General features: G+C 72.5%; 19 protein-coding genes. 9 read left to right on the top strand and 10 right to left on the bottom strand.

Annotation, left to right across the window (positions count from 1 at the left end; all coding sequences use genetic code 11):
• Positions 1–226: 226 nt before the first annotated feature.
• Positions 227–1399: an acyl-CoA dehydrogenase family protein gene (locus ACWD0Y_RS13240; RefSeq protein WP_450260447.1), complete on the top strand. Its 1173-nt coding sequence runs from the start codon at positions 227–229 to the stop codon at positions 1397–1399.
• Between the two features lie 361 nt (positions 1400–1760).
• On the opposite strand, the gene ACWD0Y_RS13245 is transcribed toward ACWD0Y_RS13240, so the two are convergent.
• Positions 1761–2183, bottom strand: a complete 423-nt coding sequence (locus ACWD0Y_RS13245) for a hypothetical protein (protein WP_450260448.1) — start codon at positions 2181–2183, stop codon at positions 1761–1763.
• A gap of 203 nt (positions 2184–2386) precedes the next feature.
• Here ACWD0Y_RS13245 and ACWD0Y_RS13250 point away from each other — a divergent pair, with 203 nt between their 5' ends.
• The 4 genes from ACWD0Y_RS13250 to fxsA all read left to right on the top strand — a co-directional run bounded on the left by ACWD0Y_RS13250 (position 2387) and on the right by fxsA (position 6447).
• Entirely contained in the window at positions 2387–2827 is a 441-nt protein-coding gene (locus tag ACWD0Y_RS13250) for an Lrp/AsnC family transcriptional regulator (RefSeq protein ID WP_450260449.1), read from the top strand.
• 56 nt (positions 2828–2883) lie between these two features.
• Positions 2884–4530, top strand: a complete 1647-nt coding sequence (locus ACWD0Y_RS13255) for an amidohydrolase (RefSeq protein WP_450260450.1) — start codon at positions 2884–2886, stop codon at positions 4528–4530.
• 530 nt (positions 4531–5060) lie between these two features.
• A complete protein-coding gene (locus ACWD0Y_RS13260; protein WP_450260451.1) occupies positions 5061–5828 on the top strand; it encodes a polyprenol monophosphomannose synthase in 768 nt (255 codons plus the stop codon).
• Positions 5829–5874: 46 nt separating this feature from the next.
• A complete protein-coding gene (fxsA, locus tag ACWD0Y_RS13265; protein WP_450260452.1) occupies positions 5875–6447 on the top strand; it encodes an FxsA family membrane protein in 573 nt (190 codons plus the stop codon).
• Positions 6448–6582: 135 nt separating this feature from the next.
• On the opposite strand, the gene ACWD0Y_RS13270 is transcribed toward fxsA, so the two are convergent.
• From ACWD0Y_RS13270 to yczE, 4 genes are all read right to left on the bottom strand, one after another.
• Positions 6583–6957 (bottom strand): RNA polymerase-binding protein RbpA, encoded by a 375-nt coding sequence (locus ACWD0Y_RS13270; protein ID WP_014044757.1) that lies wholly within the window; start codon positions 6955–6957, stop codon positions 6583–6585.
• 268 nt (positions 6958–7225) lie between these two features.
• Positions 7226–8608 carry an MFS transporter gene (locus tag ACWD0Y_RS13275; RefSeq protein ID WP_450260453.1) on the bottom strand — a complete coding sequence of 461 codons (1383 nt, stop codon included), beginning with the start codon at positions 8606–8608 and terminating at the stop codon, positions 7226–7228.
• A gap of 48 nt (positions 8609–8656) precedes the next feature.
• Complete coding sequence (locus ACWD0Y_RS13280; RefSeq protein WP_450260454.1) at positions 8657–9427, bottom strand: glycerophosphodiester phosphodiesterase family protein; 771 nt, start codon at positions 9425–9427, stop codon at positions 8657–8659.
• On the bottom strand, positions 9424–10071 hold the full coding sequence (yczE, locus tag ACWD0Y_RS13285) for a membrane protein YczE (protein ID WP_450260455.1): 648 nt from the start codon (positions 10069–10071) through the stop codon (positions 9424–9426). Before yczE ends, ACWD0Y_RS13280 begins: the two co-directional genes overlap by 4 nt.
• A 116-nt stretch (positions 10072–10187) precedes the next feature.
• Here yczE and ACWD0Y_RS13290 point away from each other — a divergent pair, with 116 nt between their 5' ends.
• Complete coding sequence (locus tag ACWD0Y_RS13290; protein WP_450260456.1) at positions 10188–11687, top strand: SCO1417 family MocR-like transcription factor; 1500 nt, start codon at positions 10188–10190, stop codon at positions 11685–11687.
• 34 nt (positions 11688–11721) lie between these two features.
• Here ACWD0Y_RS13290 and ACWD0Y_RS13295 read toward each other — a convergent pair whose 3' ends face one another.
• Both ACWD0Y_RS13295 and ACWD0Y_RS13300 read right to left on the bottom strand, forming a co-directional pair.
• The gene (locus ACWD0Y_RS13295) at positions 11722–13302 is read right to left on the bottom strand and encodes a hypothetical protein (RefSeq protein ID WP_450260457.1); all 1581 of its coding nucleotides are present in this window, start codon (positions 13300–13302) and stop codon (positions 11722–11724) included.
• Positions 13303–13339: 37 nt separating this feature from the next.
• The gene (locus ACWD0Y_RS13300; protein WP_450260458.1) at positions 13340–13534 is read right to left on the bottom strand and encodes a hypothetical protein; all 195 of its coding nucleotides are present in this window, start codon (positions 13532–13534) and stop codon (positions 13340–13342) included.
• A gap of 260 nt (positions 13535–13794) precedes the next feature.
• Between ACWD0Y_RS13300 and ACWD0Y_RS13305 the strand changes: the two genes are divergently transcribed.
• The 3 genes from ACWD0Y_RS13305 to ACWD0Y_RS13315 all read left to right on the top strand — a co-directional run bounded on the left by ACWD0Y_RS13305 (position 13795) and on the right by ACWD0Y_RS13315 (position 19814).
• Positions 13795–14187 (top strand): ankyrin repeat domain-containing protein, encoded by a 393-nt coding sequence (locus tag ACWD0Y_RS13305; RefSeq protein ID WP_450260459.1) that lies wholly within the window; start codon positions 13795–13797, stop codon positions 14185–14187.
• A 257-nt stretch (positions 14188–14444) separates the two neighbouring features.
• Positions 14445–15863 (top strand): HEAT repeat domain-containing protein, encoded by a 1419-nt coding sequence (locus tag ACWD0Y_RS13310; RefSeq protein WP_450260460.1) that lies wholly within the window; start codon positions 14445–14447, stop codon positions 15861–15863.
• A gap of 345 nt (positions 15864–16208) precedes the next feature.
• Positions 16209–19814, top strand: a complete 3606-nt coding sequence (locus ACWD0Y_RS13315) for a hydantoinase B/oxoprolinase family protein (protein ID WP_450260461.1) — start codon at positions 16209–16211, stop codon at positions 19812–19814.
• A 49-nt stretch (positions 19815–19863) separates the two neighbouring features.
• On the opposite strand, the gene ACWD0Y_RS13320 is transcribed toward ACWD0Y_RS13315, so the two are convergent.
• From ACWD0Y_RS13320 to ACWD0Y_RS13330, 3 genes are read right to left on the bottom strand one after another with little or no spacing between them, the layout of a single operon-like run.
• Positions 19864–20733, bottom strand: a complete 870-nt coding sequence (locus tag ACWD0Y_RS13320; protein WP_450260462.1) for a 5-oxoprolinase subunit C family protein — start codon at positions 20731–20733, stop codon at positions 19864–19866.
• Positions 20730–21347 (bottom strand): 5-oxoprolinase subunit B family protein, encoded by a 618-nt coding sequence (locus ACWD0Y_RS13325; protein WP_450260487.1) that lies wholly within the window; start codon positions 21345–21347, stop codon positions 20730–20732. Before ACWD0Y_RS13325 ends, ACWD0Y_RS13320 begins: the two co-directional genes overlap by 4 nt.
• Positions 21348–21370: 23 nt before the next feature.
• The gene (locus ACWD0Y_RS13330) at positions 21371–22135 is read right to left on the bottom strand and encodes a LamB/YcsF family protein (protein ID WP_450260463.1); all 765 of its coding nucleotides are present in this window, start codon (positions 22133–22135) and stop codon (positions 21371–21373) included.
• Positions 22136–22145 lie beyond the last annotated feature (10 nt).

Raw genomic sequence — 22145 nt, forward strand, 5'->3', positions numbered from 1 at the left:
GGCGCCGCACTCCGTACGATCGAGGGACCGCGACCGAGCTGCCCGGCGCCGTCCGCGATCCCGTGACGTACGTCATTCCATCGGGCATACTCAACGCGCCACAGCCGCCTGCCTGCGACTTCCGTGATCCGGAAGGAGTGCCGGCGGCCAGGCAGTGAGACCGGCGGCGCCGCCACACCCTGCGCGCGTGCCCGCCGCAGCGCCCGACAGGGAGGAGAGCGCCGCAATGTCCGACCGCGCCCCGCAGCCGGTGGAACGTCAGCTGCCCACCGAGGAGTCCCGGGACCTGCTCGCGCTGGTGCGCGACATGATCCAGCGGGAGATCGCCCCCAGGGCCGCAGCCGAGGAGGAGGCCGGGCACTTCCCGCGCGAGATCTTCGCGCTGCTCTCCGAATCCGGTCTGCTCGGCCTGCCGTACGACGCCGAGTACGGCGGCGGAGACCAGCCGTACGAGGTGTACCTCCAGGTACTCGAAGAGCTCGCCGCCGCCCGCCTCACGGTCGGCCTCGGCGTCAGCGTCCACAGCCTCGCCTGCCACGCCCTCGCCGGCTACGGCACCAAGGAGCAGAAGACCGCGCACCTGCCCGCCATGCTCGGCGGCGGCCTGCTCGGCGCCTACTGCCTCTCCGAGCCCGCCTCCGGATCCGACGCGGCCTCGCTGCGCACCAAGGCCGTGCGTGACGGTGACGACTGGGTCGTCACCGGTACGAAGGCATGGATCACCCACGGCGGGATCGCCGACTTCTACACCCTCCTCGCCCGTACGGGCGAGGAGGGCGCCCGGGGCATCTCGGCCTTCCTGGTGCCCGGCGACGCGGAGGGGCTCAGCGCCGCCGCGCCCGAGAAGAAGATGGGCATGAAGGGCTCGCCCACCGCCCAGCTGAACTTCGACGGCGTACGGGTCCCGGACTCCCGCCGCATCGGCGAGGAGGGCCAGGGCTTCGCGATAGCGCTGTCCGCGCTCGACTCGGGGCGGCTCGGCATCGCGGCCTGTGCGGTCGGTGTCGCCCAGGCCGCCCTGGACGAGGCCGTCTCGTACGCCACCGGGCGGCAGCAGTTCGGCCGGCCGATCGCCGACTTCCAGGGCCTGCGCTTCATGCTCGCCGACATGGCGACGCAGATCGAAGCGGGCCGTGCGCTGTACCTCGCGGCCGCGCGCCTGCGGGACGCCGGGCGGCCCTTCTCGCAGCAGGCGGCGATGGCGAAGCTGTTCTGCACGGACACGGCGATGCGGGTGACGACCGATGCCGTCCAGGTGCTCGGCGGCTACGGCTACACGCTGGACTTCCCCGTCGAGCGCTTCATGCGCGAGGCGAAGGTGCTCCAGATCGTCGAGGGTACGAACCAGATTCAGCGCATGGTCATCGCCCGCCGTCTCGTGGGCCCAGAGACCCGCTGATCCGCCCCGACTCCGGCCAGGCCGGGGCCGTCACGAGCCGGGACCACTCCGGGTCGCGGCGCCCCGGCAGGGTCCGGCCCTTGCTGTGCCACTGGCGCAGGAGCGCCCGGTAGAGGGGCGGATCGGCGGGATGCGGAACCGATTCTGCGGAGACGGAGGGCGGAGGGACGAGACGTCGGAGTCCGTCGCCGACCGATGTGTACTGCAGGGTCATATCGGGTCAACAGCCGCAGAGCCGCCGGGGTTATCGCCGATCCCATTCGAGCGTCCGTTCACGCGGTAATCCGCACTGCCCGCCCCTCCGGAAAGGGGCGGGGGGAACACGTGGGACGCGGCGGGAAAAGTACCCGCCGGACGGGCCCTACGCCGCGCGCCGCAGCTGCGACACCTTGAGCGGACGCGAGCCCGGACCGCCGACGTGCGAGAACGGCTGAGTCCGCCAGTCGAGCCCCTGAGGGAGCGTCAGCAGCAGCGCCGTTTCCTGCTCCTGGACCTCCAGGCTCTCGTCGGCGGGCTTGGCGTCCGCCGCCGGGCGCCCGGTGCCCGCGCACGCCGTGAGCCCGAACGGGTTCCACGGGGTGGGGCACTTCGCGTGCTCGGGCAGGACGTTCTCGTCCGCCAGCAGCGCGATCGGCTGGTTGCAGTCCGGGCAGATCACCCGGTACATCTCAAAGGTGTCGTACGCGTCGAAGTCGTCGAGATCGTCGACCTCGTTGTCGTCGACGGAGTCGACGGATTCGACAGGCTCCGGTTCGGTACGTCCGGTGCGCTTCGGGCTCTGCATGGAGACACTCCCCCTCGGGTGGGCCGACAAGGCGCTGCGACCTCGACCACAGCAAGCACTTCCCGTCACGCACGCGTGGTAATCGCGCCTGCCCGATGGACACGGCCTCAGGCGTGTGGCGTTCGTCACATGCCCGTCGCAGGTGCCCTCCGGAGGGCTTCCGGCTGTGCCGGAGGCCCTCCGGGGCAATAGGTTGATCCGCTATGGAGGAGCTGGATCGTCAGATCGTGGATTTGCTCGTCAAGGACGGGCGGATGAGCTACACCGACCTGGGCAAGGCCACGGGCCTGTCCACCTCGGCCGTGCACCAGCGCGTGCGCAGGCTGGAGCAGCGGGGGGTCATCCGCGGCTATGCCGCGGTGGTCGACCCCGAGGCCGTCGGGCTGCCGCTCACCGCGTTCATCTCGGTGAAACCGTTCGACCCCAGCGCCCCCGACGACATCGCGGAACGGCTGGCGGGCGTGCCCGAGATCGAGGCGTGCCACAGCGTGGCCGGCGACGAGAACTACATCCTCAAGGTGCGGGTCGCCACCCCGCTCGAACTCGAGCACCTGCTGACCCGCATCCGTTCCCTGGCCGGCGTGTCCACGCGTACGACCGTGGTCCTCTCCACCCCGTACGAGGCCCGCCCGCCGCAGATCTGACCCCGCCCCGCCCCCCGCGCACGGAACCTCCCGCGCGAGGGGCGAGACTGGTCCCCATGACCGAGCACAACGCCCCCGCCCCCCAGGTCGAACACCGCACCGTGCTGCTGCGCGGCGGAGACGTCCACAGCCCCGCCGATCCCTTCGCCACCGCGATGGTCGTCGAGCGCGGACATGTCGCCTGGGTGGGCTCCGAAGGGGCGGCCGACGCCTTCGCTCCGGGTGTCGACGAGGTGATCGACCTCGAAGGGGCTCTGGTGACCCCGGCGTTCACGGACGCACACGTGCACACCACGTCCACCGGTCTCGCCCTCACCGGCCTCGATCTCTCCGGTGCGCGCTCCCTCGCCGGTGCGCTGGATCTCGTACGGGCGCACGCCGCCGCAGCCCCGGCGGACCGCATCCTGCTCGGGCACGGCTGGGACGCCACGCGCTGGCCCGAACAGCGGCCCCCGTCCCGCGCCGAACTCGACGAGGCGGCCGGCGGGCGCCCGCTCTACCTGCCCCGGATCGACGTCCACTCGGCCGTCGTCACCACCGCCCTCCTCGACCTGGTCCCCGGAATCACCGGCCTGACGGGCTACCACCCGGACGCCCCGCTCACCGCCGCCGCCCACCACGCCGTACGCGCCGCGGCGCACGGCGCCGTCACGCCGGCGCAGCGCGCCGAGGCGCAGCGCGCGGCGCTCGCGCACGCCGCCTCGCTCGGCATCGGTGCGGTCCACGAGTGCGCGGGGCCCGACATCTCCGACGAGGAGGACTTCACCGGCCTGCTGAAGCTGGCGGCGGAGCAGCCGGGCCCGCGCGTCTTCGGCTACTGGGCCGAGCAGGTCGCGGGTGCGAAGGACGCCGAGCGCGTTCGCGCACTCGGCGCGGTGGGCGCGGCGGGCGACCTCTTCGTCGACGGGTCCCTCGGCTCGCACACCGCCTGCCTGCACGCCCCGTACGCCGACGCCCCCCACGCCGGCACCGCCCACCTCGACACGGCCGCCGTCGCCGCCCATGTCGCCGCCTGCACCGAAGCCGGACTCCAGGCCGGTTTCCACGCCATCGGCGACGCGGCCCTCACCTCGGTCGTCGACGGGGTGCGCGCCGCCGCCCAGAAGCTCGGCCTCGCCCGGATCCGCGCCGCACGCCACCGCGTCGAGCACGCCGAGATGCTGACCCCCGCCACCATCGCCGCCTTCGCCGAACTCGGTCTGACCGCCTCGGTGCAGCCCGCGTTCGACGCGGCCTGGGGCGGCGAGGACGGCATGTACGCGCAGCGCCTGGGCGCCGAGCGGGCCCGTACGCTCAATCCGTACGCCGCCCTGCTGCGCGCCGGGGTGCCGCTGGCCTTCGGCTCCGACAGCCCGGTCACCCCGCTCGACCCGTGGGGCACGGTCCGGGCGGCGGCCTTCCACCGCACGCCCGGGCACCGGATCTCCGTACGCGCCGCCTTCACCGCCCACACGCGGGGCGGCTGGCGGGCCGTCGGCCGCGACGACGCGGGCACCCTGGTCCCCGGCGCCCCCGCCGACTACGCGGTCTGGCGAGCCGACGAACTCGTGGTGCAGGCGCCCGACGACCGGGTCGCCCGCTGGTCGACCGACCCGCGCTCCGGCACCCCCGGGCTGCCGGACCTCACGCCCGGTGCCGAACTCCCCGTCTGCCTGCGGACCGTGGTCTTCGGACAGACCGTCTTCGTGCGGCCGAACGGGTGATGTGCGCGGGCGCGGTACCGCCGATCGGTGTTCCCAGGGGTCGTCGTATTCCTCGCGTACCTTCCGCACTGACCTGGTGATTTGAATGAACGCCGCAGGTCGAACGGCTATTGACAGAAAGCGGCCACCGGCCGGTAGGTTCGGCCGGGTCCACCGCAGGACGTCCGACCGGCAGACCTCCACGCAGTCGTCGAACGCCGCTGGGTCATGGGGCGGTGTGCCGCACCGGCGCACCCGTACTCGGAGCCAGGTTCAGCGCCCGCGCCTCGGGGGCGAGGGAAGGTTCAGCCGGGCGGGGTCCCCCCTGCTCCTCGGGAGCCCGGGGAAGGTGGGACCCGGGTGGGGCCCGGATGTTCAGTAGACAACGGCTCTCGGCCGACCCGCAGCCGGCGGGCCCGGGGCCGGCCCGAAGGACGCCGGGCCCCGACCCGCAGAACGGCTTTCCGCTTCCTCCCGACGGCATCCGTGCAGGCCTGCCGGACCACGCTCGCTATGGTGGGGCAACTGTGTACGGACATTAAGGGGAAGCAGTGAACGACGGCGGTCAGAGGCGTTACGGCCCGCTCGGCAGAGCCTTGGTGATCATTCCGACCTACAACGAGGCCGAGAACATCAAGCCGATCGTCTCCCGGGTGCGTGCGGCGGTCCCCGACGCGCACGTCCTGGTCGCCGACGACAACAGCCCCGACGGCACCGGAAAGATCGCCGACGAGATCGCGGCCGGCGACGACCAGGTCCAGGTCCTGCACCGCAAGGGCAAGGAAGGGCTCGGCGCGGCCTACCTGGCGGGCTTCCGCTGGGGCATCGAGCACGAGTACGGCGTACTCGTGGAAATGGACGCGGACGGCTCGCACCAGCCCGAGGAGCTTCCGCGCCTGCTGACCGCCCTCAAGGGGGCCGACCTGGTCCTCGGCTCGCGCTGGGTGCCGGGCGGACGCGTCGTCAACTGGCCCAAGCACCGCGAGGTGCTCTCCCGGGGCGGCAGCACGTACTCGCGGGTGCTGCTCGGTGTACCGATCCGCGACGTCACGGGCGGCTTCCGGGCCTTTCGCGCGCAGACCCTGGAAGGCCTCGGCCTCGAAGAGGTCGCCTCCCAGGGGTACTGCTTCCAGGTCGACCTCGCCCGTCGTGCGGTCGAGGCGGGGTACCACGTGGTCGAGGTGCCCATCACCTTCGTCGAGCGCGAGCTGGGCGACAGCAAGATGAGCCGTGACATCGTCGTCGAGGCGCTGTGGCGCGTGACGGCGTGGGGCGTCGGCTCCCGCGCGAACAAGCTCCTCGGGCGCAGGCCCACCTGATCTCTTCTTTACGCCGTCCAGGCGCCCGCCCAGGCACACTGGGGGCATGACGACCGGCTCACCGCTCCCGACAGCCCCCAAGCGCTCGCGTGCGCGCACCCTCGTACCTCTCTCCGTCGCCGCCTGGCTGGTGCTGGAGATCTGGCTGCTGACCGTCGTGGCCGGTGCCACGAGCGGATCCACGGTGTTCCTGCTGCTGGTGGCGGGCGTCATGCTCGGCTCCGTGGTCATCAAGCGGGCGGGCCGCCGTGCCTTCAGGAACCTCACCGAGACGCTCCAGCGGCAGCAGTCGGGCGAGACGCCCGCGCAGCGGCGGGGGAGCAGCGGCAACGGTTTCCTGATGCTCGGCGGTCTGCTGCTGATGCTGCCGGGACTGGTCTCGGACGCGGCGGGGCTGCTGCTGCTCGTACCGCCCGTCCGGTCGTTCCTCGGCAGGTACGCCGAGCGTTCCCTGGAGCGCAGGATGAGCGCGGCCGGCGCCGGCAGCCTGGGCGACGCCTTCCAGCAGGCCCGCATTCACCGCCCGGACGGCAAGGTCGTGCAGGGTGAGGTCGTCCGGGAGGACACGCGGCCCGCGCCGCGGCGGGACGACGGCCTGCGGCCGCCGCTGACCCCCTGACGCCTCCGCCGGCCCCCCTGGCGCGGTCGCTTGTGGAATGACAAGAGCCGCGGGGCCGTGACAGCAGACTCGCTGTGTCACGGCCCCGCGGCTCTTGCTGTTGTGCTGACTGCCGTCAGGCGCAACGCCGGGGCGTTACGCGGACTTGCGGCTGTCCCGCGGATGCACCGCAATGTTCATGGCGCCGGATCGCAGTACCGCAAGCCTTTCGGCCAGGACCTCTTCGAGCTCCTCGCGGGTGCGCCTTTCCATGAGCATGTCCCAGTGCGTACGCGCGGGCTTGCCCTTCTTCTCCTCAGGCCCGTCGCCGTCCACCAGGAGTGCCGTGGCGCCGCACGCCTTGCACTCCCACTCCGGCGGAATTTCGGCCTCTACCGAGAACGGCATCTCAAATCGATGTCCGTTCGGGCATGCGTACTCCACCGCCTGGCGCGGGGCCAGATCGATGCCGCGGTCGGTCTCGTAGCTTGTAACCACGAGTCGCGTGCCGCGGAGAGCTCGCTCACTCATGAATCGTGCCTCCCGGGCTTGTCGCCCACAGGACAGGTGTCGCTGTCGTCGTCATCCGGTCAACGTCCGGTCGGCGGTAAAGATTCCCGTTGCGGGTCATGCGTCGCCCGTCGTGCCGCTGCTTTTTCCCAAAAGTTGGGTACCCACCAGTGCCTGGTTTGTCACTTCTGGCAGCAGATGTCACCCAGCGTTGTCGATATCCGAGCGCGCAGTAACGGTCCGCCTGGCAGGCCAAAGGCGTACACTACCGGCCTTTCACTTCACGTGTCTAAATTCGCTCCGGCACGGGGTTTCCGGCCGCCTCCACGGCCCGCCGCACGGGCACCCGGACGAGCAGGGCGAATCCCAGGGCGAAGAAGGCCACGAGCGAGATGATCGCGTCCCGGTAGCTGCCGGTCAGCTGGTACGTGAGCCCGAAGACCAGCGGCCCCAGCCAGCTCATGCCCCGGTCGCTCATCTCGTAGACCGAGAAGTACTCCGCCTCCTTGCCGCGCGGCACCATGTGGGAGAAGAGGGAGCGGGACAGGGCCTGGCTGCCGCCGAGGACCAGGCCGATCGCCGAGGCCAGGGCGTAGAACCAGACGGGCTCCCCGGCCGGCAGGAAGTAGCCCGCGCCGATCGTCAGGGTCCAGGCCGCGAGCGAGCCGAGGACGGTGCGCTTGGCGCCGAACCGCTGGGCCAGCCGGCCCATGCCGAGCGCGCCGGCGACCGCGAGCACCTGCACCAGCAGGACGGCCGTGATGAGCGTCGTCTGGTCGAGGCCCAGTTCCTCGGACCCGTAGATCGACGCCTGCGAAATCACTGTCTGGACGCCGTCGTTGTAGACCAGATAGGCCAGCAGGAAGGACAGCGTCAGCGGATGGCGGCGCATGTCCTTGACGGTGGCGGCCAGTTGGCGCCACCCCGTGCCGGCCCCGCCCGGCGCGCGGTCGCCGCTCGCCGTCGCCCTCCGGTCGCGAAGCCGGCGCAGCGGCACGAGCGTGAAGGCGCCCCACCACAGGCCCGCCGAGGCCAGGCAGATCCGGACGGCCGTGGACTCCGGGATCCCGAAGCTCTCGTGTCCCGAATAGAGGACGAGGTCGAGGACGAGCACGAGGGCGCCGGACGTGTAGCCGAACGCCCAGCCGCGCGAGGAGACCTTGTCGCGCTCGTGCGGCCGGGCGATCTGGGGGAGATAGGCGTTGTAGAGCACCATCGCGACGGACTGGGCGGCATTGGCGACGATCAGCAGGAACGCGCCGAGCAGATAGCGGTCCCCGTCCAGGAAGAACATGCCCGCCGTCGCGCCCGCCCCGACGTACGCGGCGGCCGCGAGCAGCGGTTTCTTGCGGCCCGTGCGGTCCGCGACCGCGCCCGCCAGCGGCATGACGAGCACAGCCACCACGACGGACACGGAGACGGCGTACGCGAACACCGAGCCCGCCCGTACCGGGATGCCCAGCGGGTGGACGAAGCCGTCCGCGTCCGCCGCCGCCTTCGCGACCGCCGTCAGGTAGGGGCCGAGGAAGACCGTGAGCACACTCGTCGAGTAGACGGAGCACGCGAAGTCGTAGAAGTACCAGCCGCGTTGCTCGCGCCTGCGGCCGGCCGCCCCGTCCGGGCCGTCCGCCTCCTCCGCGCCGTCGGTACGGTCCACGGTGCCAGCGCTCACCGCGCACCCCCTCGCTCGTCCCCGTGCCGTCGCGGGCACGGGACGGGATCAGGCCCAGGCACCCCGCTCGGCCAGCACCGTGCGCAACGTCTCGATGTGATCCGTCATGATGCCATCCACGCCGAGATCGAGAAGCGCTGCCATCCGGCCCGGGTCGTTGACCGTCCACACGTGGACCTGGAGGCCGAGGGCGTGCGCCGTCCGCACGAAGCGGTGATCGACCACTCTGACACCGCCCTGGGCCTCCGGTACCTGGGCGCACACCGCGCTGCGGCGCACGGGGGCGGGCAGCGAGCGTGAACGCAGCCACAGCCCCAGGACACCCGAGGTGCCGAAGGAGGTGGCGAGGCGGGGGCCCGCGAGGCGCTGCGCCCTCGCCACCCGGTTTTCGTTGAACGATCCGACACACACACGGTCCCACGCGCCGGTCCTGCGGATCAGGTCGACCAGGGGTGCGAGGGCGGGCTCGGCCTTGATGTCCACGTTCCAGCGGGCTTCGGGGAACTCCTCGAGCAGTTCCTCGAAGAGGGGCAGCGGCTCGTTTCCCGCCACCCGCGCGCGGCTGACGACGTTCCAGGGAAGCGCGGAAATGCGTCCCCGCGCGTCCGTCACCCGGTCCAGGGTCGCGTCGTGGAAAGCGACGAGCCGGCCGTCCGCCGTGGCGTGCACGTCCGTCTCGAAGTACCGGTACCCGGCTTCACGGGCGCGCCGGAACGCCGCCGCGGTGTTCTCCAGGCCGTCGGCCGCCCCGCCGCGGTGGGCGAACGCGAGTGGCGCGGGGTGGTTCAGATAGGGGTGGCGTACACGGTCACGGTTCACCGGGGAATCGTCGTGCCTTCCCGTGAACCGGCGACGACGACCGTGGTGCCGGTCTCCGGCGCCGGAACGGCGAAGACGCGCAGGAAGAGCTGGGCGAGCGGTCCGATGGCGAGGGCGTAGACGACGGTGCCGGCGCCGAGGGAGCCGCCCAGGACGAAGCCGGTGGCGACGACGGCCACCTCGATCGCGGTGCGCACGAGCCGGATGGAGCGCCCGGTGACGCGGTTCAGGCCGGTCATCAGCCCGTCGCGCGGACCGGGCCCGAACCGGGCGGCGATGTACAGGCCCGTCGCCATGCCGTTGAGCACGATGCCGGCGAGCATCAGCGGGATCTGCCCGGCCAGGCCGTGCACGTCGGGTACGAGGGCGAGCGTGCCGTCCATCGCGATGCCGATCACCACGACATTGGAGACGGTGCCGAGCCCGGGGCGCTGCCTGATCGGAATCCAGAGCAGCAGGACCAGGGCGCCGACGACGATCGAGACCACGCCGATCGTCAGTCCGGTCTTCTCGGCGAGGCCCTGGTGCAGCACCCCCCAGGGTTCGAGGCCGAGGCCCGCGCGCACGAGCACCGCCGAACTCACTCCGTACAGCGCCAGACCGACGTACAGCTGCAGCAGCCGGCGGGTGAGTTCCCTGGACAAGAGGTGCTCCTCGGATAGAGAGGGAGATGGTGGCGTCAGTGGACCGCTGCGTGACACTGTGTGGCTTGGAAGAAGATGCTATCCATGGCCAATTCGAGTTAGGTGGACTGGAAATTATGGCGCAGTGGACTTCGGCGGTCGGTGCGGCCCAGCTCGCCAGGCAGCTCAACGCCCAGCAGGCGCGCCCGCAGGGGCCCGGCACGCGCAAGCCGCCGGCGTACCGCGCCCTCGCCGACGGCATAAGGCTGCTGGTGCTCGAAGGGCGTGTGCCGGTCGCCGCGCGGCTGCCCGCCGAGCGCGAGCTGGCCGTGGCCCTGGCCGTCAGCCGTACCACCGTGGCCACGGCGTACGAGGCCCTGCGTGCCGAGGGCTTCCTGGAGTCGCGCAGGGGCGCGGGCAGCTGGACCGCCGTCCCCGCGGGCAACCCGCTGCCCGCGCGCGGCCTCGAACCCCTGCCGCCCGAGTCCCTCGGCTCCGTGATCGACCTCGGTTGCGCCTCCCTGCCCGCGCCCGAGCCGTGGCTCACCCGCGCCGTCCAGGGCGCGCTGGAGGAGCTGCCGCCGTACGCGCACACGCACGGCGACTACCCGGCGGGCCTGCCCGCGCTGCGGCAGATGCTCGCCGACCGGTACACCGAGCGCGGCATCCCGACCATGCCCGAGCAGATCATGGTCACCACCGGCGCCATGGGCGCGATCGACGCCATCTGCCATCTCTTCGCGGGCCGGGGCGAGCGGATCGCCGTCGAGTCGCCGTCGTACGCCAACATCCTCCAGCTGATGCGCGAGGCGGGTGCCCGGCTGGTGCCCGTCGCGATGGCCGAGGGGCTCACGGGCTGGGACCTGCCGCGATGGCGGCAGGTCCTGCGCGACGCCGCCCCGCGCCTCGCGTACGTCGTCGCGGACTTCCACAACCCGACCGGCGCCCTGGCCGACGAGGACCAGCGGCGCGGGCTCGTCGACGCGGCGCGCTCGGCCGGGACCGTTCTCGTCGTGGACGAGACCATGACGGAGCTCTTCCTGGACGCGGATGTCGCCATGCCGCGGCAGGTCTGCGCCTTCGACCCGTCGGGCAGCACGGTCCTGACGGTGGGCTCCGCCAGCAAGGCATTCTGGGCGGGCATGCGCATCGGCTGGGTGCGGGCGGCGCCGGACGTGATCCGCAGTCTGGTGGCGGCCCGCGCGTACGCCGACCTCGGGACGCCCGTACTGGAACAGCTCGCCGTCAACTGGCTGATGAGCACGGGCGGCTGGGAACAGGCCGTGGAGATCCGCCGCACGCAGGCGCGCGAGAACCGCGACGCGCTCGTGGAAGCGGTGCGCAGGGAACTGCCCGACTGGGAATTCGACGTCCCGCGCGGAGGGCTGACGCTCTGGGTCCGCACCGGGGGGCTGTCGGGTTCGCGGCTCGCCGAGATGGGCGAGCGCGTCGGTGTACGGGTCCCCTCGGGGCCGCGCTTCGGCGTCGACGGGGCCTTCGAGGGGTACGTCCGGCTGCCGTTCACCGTCGGGGGACCGGTGGCGGACGAGGCGGCGGTGCGGCTGGCGGCGGCCGCGAGGCTCGTGGAGAGCGGAGCGAGCTCCGGCACCGAAGCCCCGCGGACGTTCGTCGCCTGACCCGCCTCCGCCGGCTCTCCGGGTCTTCGGGGGGTCAGCCCTCGGCGGGCACCGGCTCCGGTTCCTGCGCGGGAGGCAGGACCCGGGGCTGCTTCCCGGAGCGCGCCTCCGGCACGTCCAGGCGCTCGGGAAGCAGGTCGATGACGGCCTGCCGGTGTGCCTCGCTCGTCGCGTCGTCGTACGGGTCGGGCGTGGCCGGGACCTGGAGCCGCATCACGGGACCGGCGCCGAGCCGTGCGTAACCGCGGCCGGGAGGGGTGTCGGGGATCGGCGTCGTGTGCGGCGGCTCTCCCAGCACGGACTCCACCTGCCCGGGAGCGGACGGACCGAGCACCACGCGCGCGCGTGTGTGGGAGCGTACGGTCTCGCTCAGGGCCTCCACGGTGTCGAACTGCTCCGCCACCACCACCGTGACGTTCGCCGCCCTGCCGTGCCGCAGGGGCACCTGGAGCAGCTGCTGGGGGTCGGTGTGCCCGTCGGCGGCCGCCAGGTGGCCGAACACGCTCGGCCGGTCCAGCAGGATCCACAGAGGGCGTTTCGTGTCTTCCGGGGCGGGGTGTCCGGCCTGGCGGGCACGGTTCGCGGCGATCAGCCGCCGCTCGGTCTCGTGCGCGGCCCATTCCAGGCTGGCGAGCGCTCCCGCGACGCTGCATTCGACGGCCAGTACGCCGTCGCGTCCGGTGAGGCACGCGTACTCGCCGGTGCCACTGCCCTCGACGATCACCACGTCACCGTGCTGGAGGGCCTGCAGGGCGATCGAGCGGAGCAGGCTGGTCGTACCGCTTCCCGGGTGTCCCACGGCGAGCAGGTGCGGCTCGGTGGAGCGCGGACCCGTCCGCCAGATCACCGGGGGAGCGTTGTACGTCCTGTCGCCCTCCGTGACCGGTACGGTCCGCTGGACCGCCCCGGCGTCGGTGAAGCCCAGTACGGTCTCGCCCGGGGCGGTGACGAAACGCTGGGCGGCGATGGCGGTGGACAGCGCGGGGAGCACCGTCATGAGGAGCTGGTTGCCCTCCTCGTCCCAGGCGAAGTGGTACTCGCGGCCGCGGCCCGACTTGGCGTGCAGCAGCCGCTCGACGCGGGCCCGGGAGGAGGCGTCGCCGTCGGTGAAGTACGCCGGGTAGCGCACCAGCAGCCGGACGAGCCGGCCGTCGTCGAAGGCGTACTCGGGGAACGCCTTGTCCCACTCGCCGCCGTGGGTGAACAGCGGGGCGGGGTCCTCGGCCACCGAGAAGTGCGGCACCAGGGCCTCGTAGACGGCCCGGAGCCGGTCCTTCTCGGCTTCGCCGGGCCCGGGTGCGGCGGTGCGTTCCCGCCCTTTCCAGGCGGCCGCGGCCATCACCGTGATCAGGACGAGCAGCGGTCCGTACGGGATGAGCGCGACCACCAGGACGACGGCCGACGCCAGGAACAGCGCGGGACCACGCCGGTCCTTGGGCATGGCGGCCCATGTGCGCCGGCCGGCGGCGGCCAGCCGCCGGAGACCACGTGTGACGGTGATCAGCGGATGGAGGACGTCGGTGGCGCTGTCGGCTGCGGTGCGCGCGATCTCGCGGCTGCGGGCGATCGGGGCACTGCTGCTGCTCGGAATGCGGGGGAGTGGGCGCCGGGCCACTTCGGTCTCCTGGTGGGGTTGGAGCGGTTGCGGCAGGTCAGAACTTGATCCCGCCCAGCAGGCCCGCGAGGCTGGCGCCTCCGGCCTTGATGCTCGGGGCGATGGCCGTGCCTGCCAGATAGAAGCCGAACAGTGCGCAGACGATGGCGTGCGAGGCCTTGAGACCGTCTTTCCGGAAGAAGAGGAAGACGATGATGCCGAGCAGTACGACGCCTGAGATGGACAGGATCATGAGGTTCTCCTGGTTGAGGGGACAGTCACCATGAGTTCTTCCAGGCTCACAGCATGTAGCCATACGGCAAAAGGTGCAAATGGGGTACTTTTCAGGTTTTTCACCGAGGTGGCCGATGTGGGTCCGCTCGCCGTGATCTTTGCCGCCGACGGGCCGGGTCATGTCGGCGGACGGGCAGTACCCTGACGATTCACTCGTACGGCTCCGATGTCGTACGTACAGGTCACAGCAGTGAACGGCAGTGGAAGGCGGTCCGTCCGATGAGCGAAACCCCGGATCCCGAGGTGGTCGAGCTGGCTACCAAGATCTTCGACCTGGCACGCCGGGGCGAGGCCGAGGCGATCGCCGCGTACGTCGACGCCGGCGTGCCCGCGAACCTCACCAACGACCGGGGCGACTCCCTCGTGATGCTCGCCGCCTATCACGGCCATGCCGGCGCCGTGCAGGCCCTGTTGAGCCGGGGCGCCGACCCGGACCGGGCCAACGACCGGGGGCAGACGCCGCTCGCCGGAGCCGTCTTCAAGGGTGAGGAGGCGGTGATCCGCGCGCTGGTCGACGGGGGCGCCGACCCGTCCGCCGGAACGCCGTCGGCCGTGGACACGGCACGGATGTTCGACAAGAAGGACCTGCTGGAGCTGTTCGGCGCCCAGTGACCGGGGCGTCGTAAATGTGGTCGCGTCGGCGAAATGGCTGGGTCATCATGACGACGGATTCACATGCGCGGGGACCGGCGGAAGCCGCCGGACCACGGGGAATGTGAACGGGCCCGCTCCGGGCCCACCGACGAGAGGCAGAGGAAGATGGTCTACAGCGGGCAAGAGACGACGGCGGACGACCGGACAGGGTGTCGCGCGGCCTAGGCACGGCACGTATCCCGGTTGCGTCGACAGCTTGATGTGAGGCTTTTTCCATGTTCGATCCAGTCATAGCGCCGAGCGGCACCCTGCTCGGCCTCCTGCAGAGGGGCCGCGGCGACGGCACGCTGCACGCGCTCGCCGCGCCGCGCCCCGAAGCGCTCGCGGCCCTCAACCACTGCGTCCTCGACGACCCCCGCCACGACTGGCACGTCGAGAACCGCTCCCTGTACTACGCGCGCCTCTACCTGGATCTCGACGGCGGGCTCGAAGCGATCGAGCAGCACCTCTTCGACCCCGAGGACCTCGTCGACACCGACGAGGGCAGGACCGGCCTCGCCCTCGCCGTACTGGGCCACCTCGCCTCGTACGGCAGGAATGACGCCGTGGCGCTGCTGCGGCGGTACACCAGGACCGGTGCCAACTGGACCTGGGCCCTCGACGAGCTCGCCCTGCGCGACGACGACGCCGGACTGCGCGGCCTCGCCCTGCCCGTGCTCGCCCGGTTCCCCGCCACCCCCGGGGGCGAGGCCGCACTGGCCTCCGCCGTACGGGACGCCTTCGAGCCCCGGCCCTGGCGGTTGTGGTCCGAGGACCCGCGCGAAAGCGTCGGCGCCCGCGTGCGGACGGCCCAGGAACAGGGGTCGTTCGCCCGCTGGCAGCGGCAGATGCGACCGTCCGGGCCCCGGCCCGGCTGGAGCGTCCAGGCGGTGTTCGACTGGGCCCAGCAGGGCCTGGACCGCGGTACGCCGCTGCATGTGCCGGCCGCCCGGTGCCTGACGGCCGTCGCGGGACCCGCGGACCGGTCCGCGATCGTCGAGGCCGCCCGCAGCGGCCAGGACGGCGCGCGCAGCACCGCCCTGCACTACCTCGCCGCGTCACGCGACCCTGCCGCGCTCGACCTCATCGAGGCGGCGGCCCAGAGCCCCTCCCGTACCGTCGCGGAAGCCGCCGTCGCCTCCTTCGAGCGGATGTGCGGCGCCGACGCGGTGGACCGGGCCCGCGGCTGGGTGCACCGCCCCGACGCACTGGGGGCGTCGGCCGCCGGTGTGCTCGCCTGCCGGGGCGAGGCCGGGGACGCCCCGCTCGTGCTCGGTGCGCTGCGGGAGACCGTACGGGCGGACGGGCCCGACGCACCGCTCCTGTGGACCCTCGTGGACGGCGCGGGGCGGCTGGGCATCTGTGCCGCGGCGCCCGTACTGCGCCACGTCTACCGGGAGACGGCCTCCTCGCACCTGCGCGGCCGCGCGGCGCGCGCCCTGGCCGCCACCGACCCGTCGTACGCCACCGGCTTCGCCGTCGAGTGCCTGTGGGACTGCGAGGAGACGACCAGGGAGCTGGCCGCGCTGCACGCCGAGACCGGCGACGCGCGCGTGGCGGAGAGACTGCGGCGGCTCGCCGCCGATCCGGCCGAGGAGGCCGAGGTGCAGACCGCCGTACGCAGCAGGATCGGGCCCGACGCGCCCGCCGTCTGAGCGGGCCCGACGGCGGCTGTCCGAGCGGGTGCGGGAGGGCGTGCGGGAACGCGTGACGGGCGCGGGCACGGGGGCCGCACACGCATAGGACGTTCCTCGGCCGGACGGATCCAAGCAGGCCGGGCCACTCCCGGCCTGACGACAACACGGGTGTGCGTGTCGTCGTCCTCACCGAATCCTTGTCCCCGGCGTCAACGGCGTTGCCCGTTGCGCCCTGCGGACCGCCCGCCGCCTTGCCGCCCGCGGGACCGGCGCGCGGCTCGGTCTGCGCGCTTCCCGGGCGCTCTCGGCCGCGCTCGCCGCCGTACCCGCGCCGACCGCGCCGCCCCTTGCCAGAATGGGTGAATGAGCGGGCGCTGGGAATTCTGGATCGACCGTGGCGGCACCTTCACCGATGTGGTGGGCCGACGGCCCGACGGAAGGCTCGTCACCCGCAAACTGCTCTCGCACGACCCGGAGCGCCACCGGGACGCGGCCGTCGCCGGAATCCGGCTCATGCTGGGGCTCGGACCGGACGAGCCGGTCCCGGCCGACCGGGTCGACAGCGTCAGGATGGGCACGACGGTCGCCACCAACGCGCTCCTGGAACGGCGCGGCGAGCCGACCGTGCTCATCGTCACCGAAGGCTTCCGGGACGCCCTGCGGATCGCCTACCAGAACCGTCCCCGGCTCTTCGACCGCCACATCGTGCTGCCCGAGGCGGTGTACGAGCGCGTCGTCGAGGTCCCGGAACGGATCGACGCGCACGGAGCGACCGTACGGCCGCTGGACCTCGCGGCCGTCACCGGGCGGTTGAGCGCCGCGCGGAACGACGGTTTCCGCAGTGCCGCTGTCGTGCTGATGCACGGCTACCGCCACCCCGGGCACGAGTCCGCCGTCGCGGCCGAGGCACGTCGGCTGGGATTCACCCAGGTGAGCTGTTCGCACGAGGTCAGTCCGCTGATCAAGCTGGTGCCGCGCGGTGACACGACCGTCGTGGACGCGTACCTCTCACCGGTCCTTCGCCGCTACGTCGACGAGGTCGCCAAGGAACTCGAAGGCATCCGCCTGATGTTCATGCAGTCCAACGGCGGACTGCGCGAGGCGGCGCACTTCCGCGGCAAGGACGCGGTGCTCTCCGGCCCCGCGGGCGGCGTCGTCGGAATGGCCCGTACAGCGCGGCAGGCCGGGTTCGAGCGCGTCATCGGTTTCGACATGGGCGGCACGTCCACCGACGTGTCGCACTACGCCGGCGAGTTCGAAAGGGACTTCGGCACACAGGTCGCGGGCGTACGCATGCGCGCTCCGATGATGAACATCCACACCGTCGCGGCGGGCGGCGGCTCCGTGCTGCACTTCGACGGCCGGCGCTACCGGGTCGGCCCCGACTCGGCGGGCGCCGTCCCGGGGCCCGCCTGCTACCGGCGCGGCGGCCCGCTCACGGTCACCGACGCCAATGTGATGCTCGGACGTGTCCAGCCGGATCACTTCCCCGCGGTCTTCGGTCCGCACGGCGACCGGCCCCTGGACGCCGGGGCCGTGCACCGCGGGTTCGCGCGGCTCGCCGACGACGTCGCCGAGGCGACCGGTGTACGGCACAGCCCCGAGGAGGTCGCGTCGGGCTTCCTCGGCATCGCCGTCCTGAACATGGCGAACGCCGTCAAGAAGATCTCCGTGCAGCGCGGCCACGACATCACCCGGTACGCCCTCACCAGCTTCGGCGGCGCCGGCGGGCAGCACGCGTGCGCCGTGGCCGACGCGCTGGGCGTCAGCACGGTGATCGTGCCACCGCTGGCCGGCGTGCTCTCCGCGTACGGCATCGGGCTGGCCGACGCCACCGCCATGCGCGAGCAGTCGGTCGAGGCGGAGTTCGACGAGGCGTCGCTCGGGGGCGTACGCGAACTGTGCGGCCGGCTGGCCGGACGTACCCGTGCGGAGCTGCGCGCCGACGGCATCGCGGACACGGCGATCAGCACGCACGCGCGCGTACTGATCCGTTACGCCGGTACGGACGCGAGCCTGCCGGTGGCACTGGGCGGCCTCCCGGACATGACCGCGGCCTTCGAGGCGGACCACCGCGCGCGGTACGGCTTCACCATGGACAAGCCGCTGGTCGTCGAAGCCGTCTCGGTGGAAGCCGTGGGCGCGGCCGAACCGTACGTTCCGCGAAACGTCACCGGAGGGAACGCGCGCCCGGGAACGCCGGCACCCCGTGCGACGGTACGGATGTTCACGGAAGGGCGCAGGCAGGACACCCCGCTGTACCGGCGTGACGACCTGCGGCCGGCGGACACCGTGGAGGGGCCCGCCGTCATCGCCGAGGACGACGCCACCACCGTGGTCGATCCGGGCTGGCGGGCGGCCGCAGGAGAGCGCGGACATCTGCTGCTCACGCGCGTACGTCCGCGCCCCGGCAGGACGGCGGTCGGCACGGACGTCGACCCCGTCATGCTGGAGGTGTTCAACAACCTCTTCATGGCCATTGCCGAGCAGATGGGCGTACGCCTCGAGAACACCGCCCACTCCGTCAACATCAAGGAGCGGCTGGACTTCTCCTGTGCGCTCTTCGACGCGCACGGCGCTCTGATCGCCAACGCTCCGCACATCCCCGTGCATCTCGGTTCGATGGGCGAGTCCATCAAGGAGGTGCTGCGGCGCAACGAGGGGAGCATGCGCCCCGGCGACGTGTACGCGATCAATGATCCGTACCACGGCGGCACCCACCTGCCCGACGTCACCGTGGTGACGCCCGTGTTCGACGTGGACGGAGGGCCGTTGCGCTTCCTGGTGGCCTCGCGCGGGCACCACGCCGAGATCGGCGGAATCACCCCCGGATCCATGCCCGCCTTCAGCCGTACGGTGCACGAAGAGGGCGTCCTTTTCGACAACTGGCTTCTCGTGAGGGACGGCAGGCTGCGTGAGGACGAGACGCGCGAGCTGCTGGCCGCCGCCCCGTATCCGTCGCGCGACCCGGACACCAACCTGGCCGACCTGCGCGCCCAGATCGCCGCCAACGAGAAGGGCATCGCCGAACTGCGCAGTATGACCGGCCAGTTCGGACTCGAGGTGGTCCAGGCGTACATGCGGCACGTACAGGACAACGCCGAGGAGTCCGTGCGGCGGATCGTCGCCGGGCTGCGGGACGGGACGTACCGCTACGAGACCGACAGCGGGGCCGTGATCCAGGTGGCACTGCGGGTGGACGGTGAGGCGCGCGGCGCGGTGCTGGACTTCACCGGAACGGCACCGCAGCAGCCGGGGAACCTCAACGCCCCCAAGTCGGTGGTCATGGCGGCCGTCCTGTACGTCTTCAGAACACTCGTCGCCGAGGAGATCCCTCTCAACAGCGGCTGCCTCGAACCGCTGGAGGTGCGGGTCCCCGAGGGTTCGATGCTCGCGCCCGCCTACCCGGCGGCGACCGTGGCGGGCAATGTCGAGACCTCGCAGGCGGTGACCGGCGCGCTGTACGCCGCGCTCGGCGTCCAGGCCGAGGGCTCGGGGACCATGAACAACGTCACCTTCGGCAACGACCGCGTGCAGTACTACGAAACCGTGGCGAGCGGCTCGGGGGCGGGCGACGGATTCGACGGGGCCGACGCCGTGCAGACCCATATGACCAACTCGCGTCTCACCGACCCCGAGGTGCTGGAGTGGCGTTACCCGGTGCGCCTGGAGAGCTTCTCCGTGCGGGAGGGCAGCGGGGGAGCCGGCCGGTGGCGGGGCGGCTGCGGCGCGGAACGCAGGATCCGCTTCCTGGAGCCGATGACGGTGGCGCTGCTCTCCGGCCACCGCCGTGTCCCGCCCTACGGCATGGCCGGCGGCGGGCCGGGAGCGACCGGCAGCAACTTCGTCGAGCGCGCCGACGGCACCGTCACGCCGCTGGAGGGGTGTGACACGGCCGAAGCCGGGCCGGGGGACACGCTGGTGGTCCGTACGCCCGGCGGGGGCGGCTACGGCCGGCCTGAGGACTGAGGACTGAGGGCTGAGGGCTGAGGACGCCTGAGAGCTTTCTTGCGGGCCCTCAGCGCCGGCCGGCCCGGACGAAGCGGACGGGCGTGCCGGGCGCGGCCTGCGCGGCCGCGGCCAGGTCCTGTTCTTCGACGACGGCGACCACCGGGTAGCCGCCCGTGGTGGGGTGATCGGCCAGGAACACCACGGGGCGCCCGTCGGGCGGCACCTGCACCGCGCCGAGCACCATGCCCTCACTCGGCAGTTCACCGGCCACGGCGCGCTCCAGGGGCGGGCCGTCGGTGCGCAGTCCGATGCGGTTGCTCGCGGAGGAGACGCGGTAGACCGCCGTGGCCAGGGTGCGCAGCGCCCGCCCGGTGAACCAGTCCGTACGGGGACCGGGGCCGGCCCGCAGCACCAGTTCCTCCGGAGGGCCCTGCCAGGGCACGGCATCGGCGTACACCGGCGGCCCCGATACGTCTCCCAGCGGCAGCACCGCACCGTCGGCCAGCGGCGCGGGGCCGAGCCCCGACAGCAGATCGGTGGAACGGCTGCCCAGCACGGGCTCGGCGGCGACCCCGCCGGCGAACGCGAGATAGCTCCGTACGCCGCGCACCGCACGCCCGAGCTCCAGTACGGCTCCCGCCGCCACGCGCACCGGTGCGCCCCAGGCGGCGGGGCGCCCGTCCACGGTGACGGGGCACGGCGCACCCGTGACCGCCACGGTGACCGCGCAACGCGGCCGTACCGCGCACCCGTCGAGCGTCGTCTCCAGGAGAGCCGCCTCCGGCGGATTGCCGGCCAACCGGTTCGCGAGAGCGCCCGCCGGCCGGTCCAGCGCGCCCGAGAGCGGCACTCCCAGATGGGCGTGACCGGGCCGCCCCAGGTCCTGTACGGAGGTCAGCGCCCCGGCCCGTACGACCGCGAAAGCCCGGTCCGTCACAGCTCCTCCGGTACGAAGCGCACCCGGGTGCCCGGCGTGAGCAGCGCGGCGGGCGTCCGGGTGTGATCCCACAGCACTGCCTCCGTCGAGCCGATGAGCTGCCAGCCACCGGGGGAGGCACGCGGATAGACCCCCGTGTACGCGCCGGCCAGCGCGACGGCGCCCGCCGGGACCGCCGTGCGCGGCGTGCCCCTGCGCGGTACGGCGTACCGCTCGTCGAGGCCGGTCAGATAGCCGAACCCGGGCGCGAACCCGCAGAACGCCACCCGGAACACGGTCGCCGCGTGAATCCGCCCCACCTCGTCTTCCGGTACGCCCCACAGCCCGGCCACCGCCGCGAGGTCGGGGCCGTCGTAACGCACCGGGATCTCGACCGTGCCCCCGGCGCCCGGCGCGAGCGGCGGGATCTCCCAGCCGGCCAGCCGCCGCGCGAAGTCCCCGGGATCGTCGAGGCCGTCGAGCAGCACGGTGCGCGCCGCCGGCACGATCTCCCGCACGGCGGGGAGCATGCCCTGCGCGCGGCGGCGCAGCAGTTCGGCGTGGAACGCCTCCGCCTCCTCGCCGCTGCCGAGTTCGACCAGCAGGGCACGGTCGCCGGCCGGCAGCGCCCTCATGGCCCTCATGGCACTCATGGCCCTCATGCGAAGGCCTCCACACGGACGCCCGCGCCCTCCAGGCGCTCCCGTACGCGGCGGGCGAGGCCGACGGCGCCCGGGGTGTCCCCGTGCAGGCACAGTGAGCGGGCCCGCACGCCGACCGGCCTGCCGCAGTGCGAGGTGACGACGCCGGACCGGGCCATGGAGAGGGAGCGTTCGACGACCGTCACCTCGTCGGTGACGACGGCGCCCTCCTGCCCGCGCGGAACGAGCGTCCCTTCCGCCGTGTACGCGCGGTCCGCGAACGCCTCGGCGACGACCGGCAGACCGGCCTGAGAGGCGATGCCGAGGAACCGCGACCCCGGCAGTCCGAGAACGGGCAGCTGTCCGCCCGCGAGCAGTACACCGTCGACGACGGCGGTGGCCTGCTCCTCGTCGCGCACCACACGGTTGTAGAGCGCTCCGTGCGGTTTGACGTACGAGACGCGTGAACCCGCCGCTCGCGCGAACACTTCCAGCGCGCCTATCTGGTAGGCGACTTCGGCGGCGAGTTCGTCCGCGGGGACGTCCATGGAGCGCCGTCCGAAGCCTGCCAGATCGCGGTACGAGACCTGCGCGCCGATCCGTACTCCCCGCTCGGCCGCGAGGTCGCAGACGCGGCGCATGGTCGCCGCGTCACCGGCGTGGAAGCCGCAGGCGACGTTGGCACTGGTGACGACGGACAGCAGCTGGTCGTCGTCGGTCAGCCGCCAGCGCCCGAAACCCTCCCCGAGGTCGGCGTTGAGATCGATCGATGCCGAGGTCATGTACGGATCC

The sequence above is a fragment of the Streptomyces altiplanensis genome, from assembly GCF_053591575.1.

Bases quoted from the DNA above. Each gene is read 5' to 3' on its own strand.
- ACWD0Y_RS13240 (WP_450260447.1), top strand. From the start codon at position 227: ATGTCCGACCGCGCCCCGCAGCCGGTGGAACGTCAGCTGCCCACCGAG.
- ACWD0Y_RS13245 (WP_450260448.1), bottom strand. From the start codon at position 2,183: ATGCAGAGCCCGAAGCGCACCGGACGTACCGAACCGGAGCCTGTCGAA.
- ACWD0Y_RS13250 (WP_450260449.1), top strand. From the start codon at position 2,387: ATGGAGGAGCTGGATCGTCAGATCGTGGATTTGCTCGTCAAGGACGGG.
- ACWD0Y_RS13255 (WP_450260450.1), top strand. From the start codon at position 2,884: ATGACCGAGCACAACGCCCCCGCCCCCCAGGTCGAACACCGCACCGTG.
- fxsA (WP_450260452.1), top strand. From the start codon at position 5,875: ATGACGACCGGCTCACCGCTCCCGACAGCCCCCAAGCGCTCGCGTGCG.
- ACWD0Y_RS13270 (WP_014044757.1), bottom strand. From the start codon at position 6,957: ATGAGTGAGCGAGCTCTCCGCGGCACGCGACTCGTGGTTACAAGCTAC.
- ACWD0Y_RS13290 (WP_450260456.1), top strand. From the start codon at position 10,188: ATGGCGCAGTGGACTTCGGCGGTCGGTGCGGCCCAGCTCGCCAGGCAG.
- ACWD0Y_RS13300 (WP_450260458.1), bottom strand. From the start codon at position 13,534: ATGATCCTGTCCATCTCAGGCGTCGTACTGCTCGGCATCATCGTCTTC.
- ACWD0Y_RS13305 (WP_450260459.1), top strand. From the start codon at position 13,795: ATGAGCGAAACCCCGGATCCCGAGGTGGTCGAGCTGGCTACCAAGATC.
- ACWD0Y_RS13310 (WP_450260460.1), top strand. From the start codon at position 14,445: ATGTTCGATCCAGTCATAGCGCCGAGCGGCACCCTGCTCGGCCTCCTG.
- ACWD0Y_RS13315 (WP_450260461.1), top strand. From the start codon at position 16,209: ATGAGCGGGCGCTGGGAATTCTGGATCGACCGTGGCGGCACCTTCACC.
- ACWD0Y_RS13325 (WP_450260487.1), bottom strand. From the start codon at position 21,347: ATGAGGGCGCTGCCGGCCGGCGACCGTGCCCTGCTGGTCGAACTCGGC.
- ACWD0Y_RS13330 (WP_450260463.1), bottom strand. From the start codon at position 22,135: ATGACCTCGGCATCGATCGATCTCAACGCCGACCTCGGGGAGGGTTTC.